This window comes from Rhizobium gallicum bv. gallicum R602sp (genome assembly GCF_000816845.1).
Lineage (GTDB): Bacteria > Pseudomonadota > Alphaproteobacteria > Rhizobiales > Rhizobiaceae > Rhizobium > Rhizobium gallicum.
In genome coordinates this window covers 1,372,565-1,385,941 of record NZ_CP006880.1, presented here as the reverse complement: position 1 = coordinate 1,385,941, position 13,377 = coordinate 1,372,565, and the positions used below count along the sequence as shown (strand labels likewise).

11 protein-coding genes are annotated in these 13,377 nt (G+C 59.3%); 2 read left to right on the top strand and 9 right to left on the bottom strand.

Annotated elements, in window-relative coordinates; all coding sequences use genetic code 11:
- Positions 1-12: 12 nt before the first annotated feature.
- From RGR602_RS29660 to RGR602_RS29620, 9 genes are all read right to left on the bottom strand, one after another.
- Positions 13-885: an ABC transporter permease gene (locus tag RGR602_RS29660; protein ID WP_040115579.1), complete on the bottom strand. Its 873-nt coding sequence runs from the start codon at positions 883-885 to the stop codon at positions 13-15.
- A complete protein-coding gene (locus RGR602_RS29655; RefSeq protein WP_040115578.1) occupies positions 882-1,829 on the bottom strand; it encodes an ABC transporter permease in 948 nt (315 codons plus the stop codon). Before RGR602_RS29655 ends, RGR602_RS29660 begins: the two co-directional genes overlap by 4 nt.
- 65 nt (positions 1,830-1,894) lie before the next feature.
- A complete protein-coding gene (locus tag RGR602_RS29650; protein ID WP_040115577.1) occupies positions 1,895-3,403 on the bottom strand; it encodes an ABC transporter substrate-binding protein in 1,509 nt (502 codons plus the stop codon).
- A gap of 65 nt (positions 3,404-3,468) precedes the next feature.
- Entirely contained in the window at positions 3,469-4,200 is a 732-nt protein-coding gene (locus tag RGR602_RS29645) for a FadR/GntR family transcriptional regulator (RefSeq protein ID WP_040115576.1), read from the bottom strand.
- 155 nt (positions 4,201-4,355) lie between these two features.
- Positions 4,356-5,756: a CehA/McbA family metallohydrolase gene (locus RGR602_RS29640; protein ID WP_040115575.1), complete on the bottom strand. Its 1,401-nt coding sequence runs from the start codon at positions 5,754-5,756 to the stop codon at positions 4,356-4,358.
- Positions 5,757-5,767: 11 nt separating this feature from the next.
- Positions 5,768-6,868, bottom strand: a complete 1,101-nt coding sequence (locus RGR602_RS29635; protein ID WP_040115574.1) for an ABC transporter ATP-binding protein — start codon at positions 6,866-6,868, stop codon at positions 5,768-5,770.
- 16 nt (positions 6,869-6,884) lie between these two features.
- A complete protein-coding gene (locus tag RGR602_RS29630; RefSeq protein ID WP_040115573.1) occupies positions 6,885-7,715 on the bottom strand; it encodes a carbohydrate ABC transporter permease in 831 nt (276 codons plus the stop codon).
- Positions 7,715-8,623 (bottom strand): carbohydrate ABC transporter permease, encoded by a 909-nt coding sequence (locus tag RGR602_RS29625; protein ID WP_040115572.1) that lies wholly within the window; start codon positions 8,621-8,623, stop codon positions 7,715-7,717. Before RGR602_RS29625 ends, RGR602_RS29630 begins: the two co-directional genes overlap by 1 nt.
- A gap of 79 nt (positions 8,624-8,702) precedes the next feature.
- Positions 8,703-10,064 carry an extracellular solute-binding protein gene (locus RGR602_RS29620; RefSeq protein ID WP_040115571.1) on the bottom strand — a complete coding sequence of 454 codons (1,362 nt, stop codon included), beginning with the start codon at positions 10,062-10,064 and terminating at the stop codon, positions 8,703-8,705.
- Between the two features lie 301 nt (positions 10,065-10,365).
- Between RGR602_RS29620 and RGR602_RS29615 the strand changes: the two genes are divergently transcribed.
- Positions 10,366-11,406, top strand: coding sequence for a LacI family DNA-binding transcriptional regulator (locus tag RGR602_RS29615; RefSeq protein WP_040116586.1), 1,041 nt, complete (start codon positions 10,366-10,368; stop codon positions 11,404-11,406).
- An 11-nt stretch (positions 11,407-11,417) separates the two neighbouring features.
- Positions 11,418-13,343, top strand: coding sequence for a DUF5054 domain-containing protein (locus tag RGR602_RS29610; protein ID WP_040115570.1), 1,926 nt, complete (start codon positions 11,418-11,420; stop codon positions 13,341-13,343).
- Positions 13,344-13,377: the final 34 nt, after the last annotated feature.

Here is a 13,377-nt window from a genome sequence, read left to right as displayed (position 1 = left end):
TTTAGAATCCTTTCATGCTTCGCGCGGGTCGAGCGCATCGCGCAGCCCGTCGCCGAGAAGGTTAAAGCCAATCACGACGAGGAAGATTGCCGCACCCGGCCACATCGCCATCCACGGCGCTTGGGAGAGGAAATTCTTGGCAACGTTGAGCATCGAGCCCCAGCTGGGGGCAGGCGGCTGCTGACCGAGGCCCAAAAAGGAAAGGCTCGCTTCGGCGATGATCGCTGTCGCAATCGTCAGTGTCGCCTGCACGAGAATCGGCGCAAAGACATTCGGCAGGATATAGCGACTGATGATGCTAAAGTGTCGAAGCCCGATGGAACGTGCGCCCTCAACATATTCCTCCGTCTTGACGGCGAGCACCTGGCCGCGGGTCAGCCGGACGAAAATCGGCATGGCCGAAAGACCAATGGCGATCATCGCATTCGTCAGGCTTGGGCCTAGGAACGCCGCAAGTGCGATCGCGGTGATTAGAAACGGCATGGCGAGGAAGGCTTCGGTGACGCGGGAGATGATCTGGTCCGTCCACCCGCCGAAATAGCCGGAGATGAGGCCGAACGGAACGCCGATCACAACCGCAATCGCCACCGAAAAGACACCCGCCATCAGCGAGGCCTGTGCGCCCCAGACCATGCGGGAGAGAATATCACGGCCAATGTCATCGGTTCCGAGCCAGTGGGCTGCTGACGGCGCCTTGCGGATTGCAGACCAGCTCGTCGCGTTGGGGTCGGGGATCGGCAATAGCGGCGCTGCTGTTGCGACAATGGCGAAGAAGGCGATGATCCCGAGTCCTGCGATCGCCCCTTTGTTGGCCTTCAGCTTGCGCCAGGCCCGGCTTGGTGAGCGCTGATCAGTTGCAATGGCGATCTGGTCGAGAGCGGTCATAGGGCTGCCCTCATTCGCGGATTGAGAAGGACATAGACGATGTCAGCTAACAGGTTCATCAGAATGAAGCCGATTGCCGTGCAAAGCACCACACCTTGGACGACCGCATAGTCGCGGTTGAAGACGGCATCGACGATGAGTTTGCCAAAGCCTGGAATGGTGAAGATCTGTTCGGTCAATACCGCACCTGCAAGCAATTCGCCGAAGAGCAGTGCACTCAGCGTGACGATCGGCAGGACGGCGTTGCGAAAGCTGTGTTCAAGCACGACGGCGCGCTCGGAAAGTCCCTTGGCCCGGGCGGTGCGGACGTAATCGGCGCTGAGTACGTTCAACATCGCGGAGCGGGTGTGACGCATCAGCGTGGCGGCCAGTGCGTTGCCAAGCACAAAGGATGGCATCAACATCGTTTCAATCGAGCGTAGCGGGTTGCTGAAGAAGGGTTCGTAACCGGAAGCGGGAAGCCAGCCGAGCTTCACCGAGACCAGCAGGATCAGCATGATGCCGAGCCAGAAATTCGGGACCGAGAGACCTGAAAGTGCAATGAGATTTGCGAGGTAGTCGAAGCCCGTATTCTTCTTGACCGCTGCTAAAATCCCCATTGGCACGCCGATGGCGAATGCGAAGATCATCGACATGATCGCCAGCTGGATGGTCACCGGCAGCTTTTCCGCCACAAGTTCAACAACCGGCTGGTTGGTACGCAGCGATATGCCAAGGTCGCCCTTCAGAACCGAGCCGAGCCATGAGACGTACTGATAGGGTACTGGCTCGTTCAGCCGGTATTTTTCGCGCAGGTATTCGATCACCTGCGGATCCCGCTCCTCGCCTGCCATGGCGAGAATGGGGTCGCCCGGCAAAAGCTTCTGCAGCGAGAAGACGAAGATCGAGATGATCAGCAGCGTCGGAATAGCGACCAGAAGCCGCTTGGCAATGTAGGTGTACATGAGCAGCTCCTGACACGGCACCGGGAGCATGGCGGATACTGGTCCGCCATGTGGGTCTGTTTGGATCAGCCGGCTTTCTTCACGCCGGCAAGGCGGATCATGCCGTCCGGCGAGGGGACGAAGCCGGTAATGTTTTTATGCAGCGCCCAGATCCAGGACTGGTGGCCGAGATAGATGATCGGCAGGTCCTCGTTGAGAATTCCTGCGGCGGCGTCATATTTCTGCTTGCGCACGGCATTGTCGGTCGAGGCCCGGGCCTCATTCAGCAGCTTGTCGACGTCAGGGTTGCAATATTTGGTATCGTTGATTCCGCCCTTGCAGGTGATGAACTGATGGATGTTACCGTCGGGATCGACGCGGCCGGACCAGTCGGAACGGCTGAGCTGGTAGTTGCCCGCCGTCTGCTCAGACAGAAGGGTCGCAAACTCCGTCGATTTCAGACTGACGTCGAACCCTGCCTCGGCGACCATCGACTGGACGATCTGCATCATCTGCGCCGCGACCGGGTTGTTTGGGATCTGCATTTCTACGGGCACACGATCGAAGCCGGCTTCCTTCAGGAGCGCTTTTGCCTTGTCGAGATCGCGGACAGGCACTGGAATGTCCTTGTCGAACCACGGGCTATTGGGCGGGAACGGCTGATTGCCGCCCACGGCAGTGCCTTCGTAGACGATCTGGTTCAGCGCCTCGCGGTCGATCGCAAGCGAAAAGGCCTGCCGCAGTCGCTTGTCCTTGCCGAACGGATTGTCGGCGCGCGGGCCGTTGGCGATGTTCGCATAGAGCGCCATGTAGCCGATATTGACCACGTCCGCGTAGGTCAGGCTCGCATCCTCCTTGACCGAAGCTGCGTCAGTGGCGGCCAGTCGCTCGATCATGTCGAGATCGCCAGAACGAAGGTTGGCAAGGCGCACGGTCGTATCAGGGATCGGCAGATAGGTGACCTTGTCGATGAAGACATTGTCCTTGTTCCAGTAATCCTTGAACTTCTCGAGCACGATGCGGTCCTGCTGCACGCGTTCGACGAACTTGAAGGGTCCGGCACAGACCGGCCGACTGCCGAAATTCGCGCCGAGCTCCTTTGCCGCCTTTGGCGAGACAATCATGCCGGCTCTATCTGAAAGCTGGGCAAGCAAGGTGACGTCCGGGCTCTTCAGCGTGAATTTCACTTCATAGGGTGTGACTGCTTCGACTTTTTCTACAGAGGCGAGCTCGCTCTTGCGGCGCGATTCAGGCAACGTCATGTTGCGCTCAATCGTGGCGACGACTGCTTCGGCATCAAGCGGCGTGTCGTCATGGAATTTTACACCCTCGCGCAGCTTCATGGTCAGCAGCTTACCGTCGCCAGACCACGTCCAGTCGGTCGCAAGCTGCGGCACGATTTTCAGGTCGGGTGTAACATCGACCAGCTTGTCGCACATTGCCGTGTAGACGATGCGGCCCACGAAGGTGCGTGACTGCGCCGGGTCAAGCACGTCGGCATCATCCTGCAGACCGATTTTTAGTTCGGCAGCGAAAGTGGGCAGCGCAATCAGCGCGCCCGAAAGAAGGGTCGTCACGAATCTGGCGATCGTCATGGCATTCTCCTCTGTCGTTCTTTGCTTATTGAGGGGCAGTGCATGCCCTTCAGCGTCGGGCTCGCTTAGGCGAGTTCTTGTTTGGTCTTCGGTTCGTGGTGGTCTAGCGAGGTAATGCGGATCAGGCTTTCCTGGAGCGTCAAGAGATGTTGGCGCATGGCTTCGCCCGCCTTGGCAGGGTCGCGGGCAGCAATCGCCTCGACGATTGCGGTATGCTGGCCGTAAGTGACCGTGCGCGTCTTGCTGACGCTGCGGGCGCGCTCGCGGATCGTCTGCCAGGCCTCGTCCTGACGCACCCTGTTGATGACATCAAAGATCGCCAGGAAAAGTTGGTTGCCGGCGCACTGTGCGATCTGCCGGTGCAGTGCGCCGTCCCAGAGTTCGCGGCCGTCGGCATCGGTGCTGTCGTGGATCTTCTTGACGAGCTCATACATGCGCTCGATATCGGCGGCCTTGGCGCGCATGGCGGCAAGCTGGGCCAGCTGCGGCTCAACGCGCAAACGCACTTCCATGACTTCCATCAGGTCGGTCCCGGCGACGATCGAACCGACATGCTCGCTCCAGCCATCGGGTCGTCGCCCTGCAAAGGTGCCCGAACCCTGACGCCGCCAGATCAGCCCCTCGGCTTCCAGGACCTCCAGTGCACGGCGCACGGCCCGGCGGCTAACGCCAAATCTTTGCGAAAGCGCACGCTCCGTCGGCAGCTTGCCATCCGCATCCAGTCCGTCCGAACGCAGCAGCGTCCGGAGCTTGTCCAGTGCAAGGTTTGAGTTTCCGGCGGCTTCGTCCATTGGCAAATGGTCCGTACCAATTGATTATTGGTTCAATCCAGACCAAATTAGCCGACGCGTCAAGCGAATTTTTGGGCAGGTTCTGCAATGCACAAAGTTTGAGCGATTTGGTGCGCGGTGCACGGTAGTTCGTTGGTCCTGTCCTGACGTATGGCGCCAAATTAGGCTTCTATATAGACGGGATTGCTGAGCGCGCGGCGGATCGGCTGGCCGTGGATATCGGAACCGCGAAGCTGCCATGGCAGGCTCGTGCCGGATATCGCCGCTGTGAATTCCGATAAAAGCCGCGCGCGGCTCTCCCCGGCGATGACTTCGGCGCGCAGAAAGGTCTTCGGCTCACCGGAAAAGCGGCCCGTCCACGCATCGTCCTCAATCGGCTGGTCGACAAGCACGCCGGTGGCGTCCAGAAACAGGAGGCGATCACCTTTTGCTCCACCCACTTCGGCTTCGGCAAAAACCGGACCGGACACTGTTTCGCCCATCGGCTTACCGTTGACGGTAAGAGCCAGGTGGGGCCCGGAAGGACTCTCGGTAACGTAGCCGCGGCCTGCCTTCATGGCGGCAAGGATTGCCTCTTCGGAGAGTTCTTCGAGCCAAAGCACGGTCGTCGGACGGGCAAGTGCAAGCGGACCCTCCGGCATCAGGCGTGCGGGCTGGTGGAAATCGCTGCCGCCGATGGCAGAAATCTTCAGGCCGGAAGAAAGGCGCCGCTGATAGCGTTCGAGCGATATCCAGTTCCAGGCCATCCAGGTGGATTGCCAGACCTCCATGCAGTCGGTCTTCGGAAGCTCGTAGTCCCAAGGGATCGTCGGCTTGTCATGGTTGATGGACAGAAGGCCTCCGCGCTCATGCACCAAACGTGCAAGTGTATGAGCGTCCCCTGGCTTCGTCATGCGGAAATCGATCCAGTCGTCGACGCCGAAGACATTGGCGTGGCCGGCGCCGGTCGTCACTTCCATGGCGCGAACGAAAACGAGGTCGGTTGAGGAGTTCGGATGAAAATAGCGCCGCTGGGCGATTGTGTTGTGGTCGGCGATCGCGAGAAAATCGAGACCGGCCTGTTTTGCTGCTTCATGCAGCAGTTCCGGGGAGCCGGCGGCATCGGAATGGTAGGTATGGCAATGAAGGTCGCCTCGATGCCAGCCGGCACCCTTGCGCACTGGGAACGTGCGGGATGGAGGCGGCTCCAGTTTGCGCTTCGCCCTGTCGTAATCAATCGTGAGGAAGACAGCGGTCCCTTCCGCCGGCACCTTGTAAAGGCCGAGTATCACCTTCCAGCGGCCCGCTGGTAGATCGCCGTGGAGATAGCCGGGCGTGGCATCGTCCGTCGCAACGAAGAAGCGATCGCGCGCTCCGCCGCTCCAGCCTCTGAAGCCGGCGGTGGATGGATAGTCGGTGGCGCGCGGATCAAGCAGGCCGAGGTCGACAATGCAATTCTCGGTCCTGGCATAGCGCATTGCTACGTCGATCCGCGTGGTCCCGACGGGAACCTCGAAGGCCACGCAGAAATAGGGGTTGTCAACCTGATCAGCGCGAGAGACATGGATGGCGATTTCGCGCATTCGATGCCTGCCTACTCGCCAATGACGGGAATGCGTGCGCCGGTGGCGTCGAAAAGTGTCACATGCGCTTTATCGAAGGAAAGCGCCACGCGGGTGTCGACCTTGATTTCGTCGTCGGTGAAGATACGGGCCGTCACGCGTCCTGAGTCCTGTCGCTCCATCGTCACCAGGCTTTCCGGCCCCATGTTTTCATTCGCAAAGAGCATGCCGGAAATGACGTTCGCATCACCCGCGCGTGCGATGCGCAGATGCTCGGGGCGGATGCCCAGCGTCATTGTTTTTGCGTCTGCCGCACGTGCGACGGCCGCGGAAATCGCAAGGCCCTCAAGTGTCAGCCCTTCGGCTCGAAGCTGCAGCCTGTCTTCTGCGACCATGGCTTCGACTGGAACGAGGTTCATTGGCGGATTGCCGACGAAATTCGCGACAAAAGTGGTTGCCGGGCGGCGGTAAATTTCGATCGGCGGAGCAAATTGCACGACACGCCCCTTGTCCATGACCGCGATGCGGGTCGCAAGCGCCATGGCCTCGGCCTGATCGTGGGTGACGTAGACGGCTGTCATACCCATGTCGCGCTGAAGATGATTGAGGAAGCCGCGGGCCTCGAGGCGAAGCTTGGCGTCGAGGTTCGAGAGCGGCTCGTCGAAAAGATAGACCTGGCTTGGATAGACAAGGGCGCGGGCAAGCGAGGTGCGCTGCTGTTGCCCGCCGGAAATCTGGCTCGGCAAGCGCTTTAGGAGATCGCCGATCTTAAGCACGTCGGCGACTTCCTTGGCCCGTGCATGACGCTTGTCCTCCGCCTCGCCGCGGACCTTCAAGGGATAGGCGATGTTGTCGGCAAGGTTCATGTGCGGATAAAGCGCATAGTCCTGGAAGACCATCGAAATCTTCCGGTCCTTTGGATGAAGAAAGGTGACGTCCTTGCCGGCGATCAGCACCTTGCCTGAGGTAGGCGTTTCCAGGCCGGCGATCATGCGCAAGCTGGTGGTCTTGCCGCAGCCTGAGGGCCCGAGCAGGCAGACGAATTCGCCGTCGGCGATCGAAAAGCTGATGTCGGGCACGGCGTTGAAGGCACCGAAGCTCTTAGAGACGTTCTGGAATTCGACAGAGGCCATGAGACTGATCTTTCGATTACGACTTGATGCCACCGAAGAACCGGAAGCCGAACTTCCAGTTTACGAAGAGGTAGAGCACGATGACCGGCAGCGAATAGAGAAGAGAATAGGCGGCAAGCAATGTGACAATGGGCGTGCCGGCTTCGGAATAAAACGAGTAGATTGCCACGGAGGCGGGCATCAGATTGTCGCTGCGCAGCAGGATGAAGGGGATGAGAAAACTGCCCCAGATATTCACGAAGGCCCAGACGACGACCACGACAATACCGGGCCGGATCACTGGCAACGCCACGTCGAAGAACGCCTGAAGCGGCGATGCGCCAGCGACCATGGCGCTCTCTTCGTAAGAGCGTGGGATTGCGTCGATGAAATCACGCAGGATGAACATCGCCGTCGGCAGCAGTCCGCCCGCAAAGACAAGGATAACAGCAAGATGCGTGTCGATGAGACCCGCCGCTGATATGATCAGGAAGATCGGCACCATTGCCGCCGAACCGGACACCACGGAAGAAAAGAGCAGCAGGATATATGTGACCGCACCCTTGCCCGGGACCGAGGAGCGGGACAGCGCGTAGGCTGCGAGGGTTGCGGCAGTGCCGACGAAGACGACACCGCCGAGGGCCTGGACGAGACTGTTGAACAGCGCCTGCATGGCGAAGCTGTTTTGGAAGACGGTTGCAAAATTCGCCAGCGTGAACGGCTTAGGGATGGCAAGGCCGAGCTCGGCGCGCGCGTTGAACGGCGCAAAGGCGAACCAGACGAGTGGTAGCGCGAAAATGGCCCCGAGCAGCGCGGCAACAGCCGAAAAGCCCAAGCGCTGCACATAGACTGCGCGCGATATCTGCATCACTCTGCCTCCGCCGTCTTTATGCGAGCGATACGCAGGTAAGCGAGCGCGAATACCAGATTGATGAGCATGATGACGACGCCTACGGCGGCACCCTTGCCGAATTCGAAATCCTTGAAGGCGATCCGGTAGGTATAGATGGAAAGAATTTCGGTGCGGTAGGATGGCCCCCCGTTTGTCAGCAGGAAGGGCGTGAAGACGTTGAAGGTCCACATGGTAATCAGGATGAGGTCGGTAACAATATGACCGCGGATCAGCGGCAGGGCGATATCGCGCAGCTTCTGCCAAGAGCTTGCGCCGGCGACATCGGCGGCCTGGAAATAGCTTGGCGGGATCGATTGGAAAGCCGAGTTGAAAAGCATCATCGAGAAGGCGGCGCCGCGCCATGTGTTGAAGAAAACGATCACCCGGAATGGCTGCTGCAGCAGCCAGTCTCCTGGCGGCAGGCCGAGACTGCGCATGATCATGTTCAGCGTGCCATTGTCATAGTCGAGGAAGGCAAACCAAGCAAAACCGATCACCACTTCCGGAAGGATCCAGGCAGCAATCACGGTCGTCTGCAGAAAGGTTTTGAGGGACGGTGAGACGGCCTGGCTGAGCCAGGCAAGCACGAGGCCGAGCAGCGCCTGGCCGACGAGTGCCGACAGCAACACGAACTGAATCGTCAGGACCAATGAAAAGCCGAACTGGCCGCGTGTGAAGAAGGTCGCCGGATTAAAAAGCGCGACGTAGTTCTGCAAACCGACGAAATCCGGTTCGAGCGCCGTTCGTCCGAGCAGCGTTTGGTTCGTGAAGGAAACAAAGATTACCCAGAAAAAGGGGATGATGACGAAGATGCCGACCAGTGCGGCTGCGGGCGCCAGAAAAACTGCGCCCGCGCGCGTGGAAAGCAGGGAGAACTTCTTCATTCTTGAAAACCCGATGACGGTTTGCGGCGTCCGTTTGATTGGACCGGCCGTGATCCCGGCCAGGTCCAGTCCCGACCGGTCAGAGACGGCTGACGGTGTTTTCTTCGCCGACGATGGCGACAATGGCGGCCTTGTACTGGGCCATCGCGTCTTCAGGCGACATTTCGCCGGAGACGACGCTTTCCGTCATGCGCTGGATCTCAGTGGATACCTTATTGTAACTGGCGTCGTTGGGACGCGCCGTCGTAATCGGCAGCAGCGTTTTTGCCGTTTCCGTCAAGAACGGCGAGTTCGGGATTGCGACGTCGTCACGGATACGGATCGCCGGCTGGATCTCTTGGAACGCGGTCAACTGCTCCTGACTGTTCATGAAGGAGAGCAGTTCCCAGGACTCCTTCGGCGCATCGGTATGCGGGTTGATGACGAAGCCCGTTCCGCCGGAAATGGTGACGAAATCCTGGCCGCGCAGGCCCTTGCCCGGCTGTGCGGCCGGCATCTTCTTCCAGGTCATGACCTTTTCGCGGTCGGCGACGGCAAATTCGGCCCCCGGTGCCGTCACCGAACGGTAGAACCAGTCTCCTTCGACGAGCATTGCCGTCTTGCCATCGCGGAAATTTGCAAAGGTACGGTTGCGGCCGTCTGACAAGAGCTGGGCGCGCTGATCGCCCAGTTTGTCGTCGACATAGATGGTCTTGTAAAGCCTCAGCGTATCGAGAATGCCTTGGCTGGCGACGATGTATTTTCCATTTTCGTCGGTGACCTGCTCGCCGGTGCCAAGAAGCGCCATCCAATAACCTTGCATGGTCGTTGCTTCGCCCATGGAAACGCCGGCGTTCAACTGCAGTGGAAAGGAATCTGGATCGGCAGCCTTGATCTTGCGCGCAGCGTCAAGCAGTTCGCCCCAGGATTTCGGCTGCCAGCTGTCTGCATCAAGACCGGCTTTCTGGAAGAGATCCCTGCGCACAAAGATCATGCGTGCATCGGTGCCGAGCGCAATTCCGTAAGGCTTGCCCTGGTAGCTCATTAAAGCCTTGGTGCCATCGGCGATATGGCTCCAGCCATCCCAACTGGCTACGTCCGGACCTGCTATTTCTTCAAGCGGCTTTAATAGCCCGCCCTGAACGAAGCTCGGAATGAGGAAGCCGTCGAAAGCCGAAATGTCCGGACCGGCGCCGGTCGAGAAGTCGAGCGCCAGTTGCTGCGTCAACTGTTCATCTTCGCCGCCGAATTGGGTCAGCTTGACAGTAACGTCCTTGCCTTGCGCCTTCATCTTTTCAGTGAAGGCCGGGATGACTTTCTTTTGGATCCATTCGGCCGTGCCGCTGTTCACGCCGCCGACGACGCAGCGGCAGGTGATGTCGAGATCGGTGGCTATGGCAGATCCCGACAAGGCAACTGCCGCCGAAACGCCAAGCAATAAAGACTGTATGCCCTTGCGCATTGCAACTCCTCCCTAGGATTCGGCCCGGTTGTCGACCGGACGCCTTTCGGTTCGGTGCATCGGAACGGACCGGATCCTCCTCCAAGCCACGTCCCACCTCGTCCAGCCCCAGAATGAACACGCTTTCATTTTTGTCAACACTGCGGGTTGCGAGCGCTGGAATTTTTCGGTGGACGAAAGCCGTAAAAGGCGGCAGAGTTCGCGTATGCGCCGTGAATCTACTTCATGGTGCTTGACGCTTTACCGTCGTCGAGTGCACGATGAATGAACACGTTTTCAATCCCAACGCCAGATGTCTTTCATGAGTGAACGCAGCGACAGAAAAATGGCCCGTGCGACCGCTGACCTGGTCGCGCGTGAAGCCAATGTTTCGCGGGTTGCCGTTTCGCGCGCGTTCAACCCCAATGCATCTTTGAAGCCGGAAAAGCGCGACCGCATTCTGCAGATTGCTCGGGAGTTGAATTATACGCCGGATATGGCGGCGCGCTCGCTCGTCACGAGACGATCGCATCTTGTCGGCATGATCGTCCCCGACGTGTGCAGTCCCTGGGAAAGCCAGGAAATCGATGCATTGACGACGGCCTTGCAAGCGGAGGGTTTTGCCACTTTGCTGTTCAAGGCGAAGGCCGATTTGAGCATGGACCAGACCTTGCTCACCTATATGCGCGGTTTCAATCCGGATTCGGTCATTGCCTTTACGGAGAATGTGGAGCCGGACGTGCTTTGCGGATTTCTCGATCGCGCAGTGCCGATCTACATCATTTATGATGATGCGGAAGAGTTTGGCGGAAAGCCATCTGCCAGCCTCTACGACCGGTTGGTCGTGCGGCAGAAAGAGGGCATCGAGCAGGCCGTTGCGTTGCTGCAGGGTTACGGCGCCCGCCGCATTGCCTATCTTGGCGGAAAGCCGCAATCGCTGGCCAATGCCGAGCGTGAACGCATCATCACGCAGGTGCTTTTAGGGCGCGGCATGCCGCCGCCGATCGTCGTGCCTGGCGACTACACCTACGATACCGCCTATCGCGCGACGGTGGATCTTTTCCGTGTCGGCGATGGAGCCGATGCCATCTTTGCCTCCAACGACGTCGGCGCGTTCGGCGCAATCGATGCGTTGCGTCACGAGCTTTCCTTGTCGGTGCCGGGCGACGTCAAGATCGTCGGCTTCGACGACATCCCGCAATCGCATTGGAAGAGCTACAACCTCACCACCGTCCGGATCGATCTGCCAGATCGGGTTCGGGCGCTTGTCCGGCTGATGCTCAAGCGGCTCAAGACACCCGAGGCCGGACCCTTGATCGAGACGCTGAGCACCCGTCTCGTCGTGCGCGGCACGGTTGGCTGAATGGAAGGTTCATGACGCAAAAGCGTGTGCATCTGGTCTTCAAGACCCATCTCGACATCGGTTTCACCGACCATGCCGAAAAGGTCCGCCGTCAGTATCACGAGCGCTTCATTCCGCAAGCGATCGAGACGGGCCAGCATTTTTACGCTGAAGATCCAGATGATTTGAAGTTCATCTGGACCACCGGCGCCTGGTTGATTTGGGACCATCTGAATTCGTGCCGGCCGCAAGAGGTGGCGAAACTGGAGCAGGCAATCGAACGCGGGCTCATCCGTTGGCATGGCCTGCCGTTCACCACGCATACGGAGTTGATGTCGCCCGACCTCTTCCGGGCCGGTCTTTCCTACTCGCAGGAACTGGATCGGCGCTTCGGCAAGAAGACGATTGCAGCGAAGATGACGGACGTGCCGGGACACACGCTCGGCATGGTGCCACTGCTTGCCGAAGCCGGCATTCGTTTCCTGCATCTCGGCGTCAACACTGCTTCGCCGCCGCCGCAGGTGCCTGATATCTTTCGCTGGCGCGCGCCCGGCGGCGAAGAGATCGTTGTGATGTATCAGCGTTCCTATGGCGAAACATACTTCCCGGACGGTGTTTCCGAGGGTTTGGGCTTTGCGCACACGAGCGACAATATTGGCCCGCAAAGCGTGGCGCAGACAGCCGACGTCTACCGGCAGATGCACCAGCGTAATCCCGATGCGATCATCCGTGCAGCGACGCTCGAGGACTACGGGGCGCTTCTTTGGGAAAATCGCGAACGCTTTCCGCGCATGGAGCTCGAGCTCGGTGATAGCTGGATTCACGGCATTGCCAGCGATCCGCAGAAAACCGCGCAGTTTCTCGCGTTGCAGCGGCTCTATGACCGCTTTGCGGCTGAGGGCTTGAATTCCGCCCGGCTCGCATTCGGCCGCAAGCTTGCGATGGTTGCAGAACATACCTGTGGCGTCGACATCAAATCCTATCTCCGAGATGACCAGGCATGGTCCCGCGAGGATTTCGAAACAGCCCGGGCGAGCGACTTCCGGTTTGCCTATGCGGAAGCCTCCTGGAATGAGCAGCGCTCCTATCTCGATGAAGCCGTACGGCAGCTGGATGGCGCCGATGCCACGGCGGCAAAGGCCGCTCTAACCGAGCTTTCCGCGCCCGTTATGATCTCGGCGGGCGAACGCCAGCAGCGCCTTTCGGCCGGTGGTTGGGCTATTGATGTTGATCCAGTATCCGGCGACATTTGCGCTCTTACGATGCCTACCGGCAAGAAGATTGCCGGTCGCAGCGGATCGCTGATTGCCTATCGCTACGAGAGCTATGACGCCAGCGATGTCGCCCGGCATATGGATACATATCTTACGCATCGTCAGGAATGGGCGATCCTCGATCACGACAAGCCGGGGCTTGCCAGGTCCGGTGCTGCACTGTCGAGAACCTACATGCCTGCCTTGAAGGCCGCTGGTCGAGCAGGGGTGCTGCTTGCGATGCCCGATGAAGCGGTCAGCCGATACGGCGCGCCGGAGTATGTCATGCTGCAATTTTTAACGCGCGGCGATGCTCTTGAGTTTCGGCTGACGATGCATTCAAAAGCGGCCAACCGCATGCCGGAGGCAAGCTTTCTTTCCTTCACGCCTCAAGCAAAGGCCGAATGGAGCTTGCGCAAGATGGGGCTCTGGCACAAAAGCGGCGATATTGCTCGAAGCGGCGGCGCTCAGCTCCAGGCTGTTAGCGGCGTTCGTGGCGATATGAATGGGACTGTGCTGTCCATCGAACCATTCGACACGCCGCTCGTCGCACCGCAAAACTGGGATTTTATGACTTTTTGCAAAGCGTTGCCTGACTTTTCCGACGGCGTGCGCTTCAACCTGCACAACAATAAATGGGGTACGAACTTTCCCATGTGGTGGGAAGGCGACTTTTCGGCGCGCTACCGTCTCAGAGTCACCTAAGGAGCCAGCCTCCTGGTTGCTAACGTTTGCCGCT